Source organism: Treponema sp. OMZ 805 (genome assembly GCF_050937395.1).
Lineage (GTDB): Bacteria > Spirochaetota > Spirochaetia > Treponematales > Treponemataceae > Treponema.
Genome location: NZ_JACCLP010000038.1, coordinates 1 through 1,139, shown reverse-complemented (window position 1 = coordinate 1,139; position 1,139 = coordinate 1). Strand labels below are relative to the sequence as shown.

General features: G+C 45.8%; 2 protein-coding genes. Both read left to right on the top strand.

Annotated elements, in window-relative coordinates; all coding sequences use genetic code 11:
- The coding region (locus HGH47_RS12140) for a hypothetical protein (RefSeq protein ID WP_432912704.1) at positions 1–790 on the top strand (790 nt) is incomplete at its 5' end.
- Positions 787–1,139: hypothetical protein (locus tag HGH47_RS12135; protein WP_432912701.1), on the top strand; the 353-nt coding region annotated here is incomplete at its 3' end. The genes HGH47_RS12140 and HGH47_RS12135, both read left to right, overlap by 4 nt.

The following is a 1,139-nucleotide window of genomic DNA, read 5'->3' as shown; positions in this document are numbered from 1 at the left end:
ATCGGAAGAATTTAGAAACCGTGTCGCAGCAGCATCCTTTTTTCTTTCTAAGGCAGGGGAGCGCGGTTATATCTTATCGCAGCTTGAAGCGCATTTCGGCGGCCGCTACATTCTCTCGGAAGAATTTTTGCGGGTGTATGTTAAGGTATTGGATTTATCGGATTCCGACTGGCAATGGGTGCAGCAATTCCTTGATGAGCTATTAAACCCCGTTATCACACTTACCGTCGCCGAATGGTTTAAATATGTAGAGCGCATTTCGGTAGATGAGACGCAAACGACAACGGTACGAAAGGACGGCATTGATATCTATCCTTTTGACTGTCTGCGATATGACGGCCGCTTTTTATGCGATCAAGGAGAAGAAATCCTGTGCGATGGAAAGCGGATATGCTCAGGCTTATTTCCATGCGTACGGTTTGTGTATAAGCGCGGAACAGTATTTGATGAGTATAAAAAAAGTATTTTTGCCGACGGTACATTCCGCTGTACCGGAGAATGGGATTGTTCAGGCTATGAACGTATTCAGGCAGAGAGCGCGTTAAGAGACCCGATAATGCCGAGAGGCAAGGCAGAAGCTTTAACCGTCAATCTTACTATGGAAGCTTTTCAAGATACGGCAACGCCGAGCGACGGTGTAATGGTATTACACATAAAGCGGCCGCTTACGTGCAACGGCTCATATAGCCCTTATTGTGCGCTTGCAGACGGCTCATGGAATTGTTCGGGAACGTATAGCGGATTTGACGGACGGTATTATCGGGATGAAATCATCGAGGAGGTTTTATGAAGCTGACGATACAAGAGACGGCCGGAATACAAGGCGTATTCCGGTTAAAGGTATGGAAAAAAGGAACGCTGATTGAAACGTATGAGGATCATAACCTCATTGTTTCGGGGGCAAAAGAAGCGTTGACAAAACTGCTTGCAGGGCAAGGAGTAGGAAAGAATTTGACAAGCATCGGCTTTGGAACGAACGGGAACGTACCGCTTCCTGAAGATACGGCGTTAAAAGATGCGTTTGTAAAGGATGTGACCAAGATAAGTTTTCCGAGTGCTGGGCAAGTTGAATTTTCATGGGATTTACTGACGACGGAAGCGAACGGTAAAGAAATTATTGAATTCGGTCTTTTGTTACA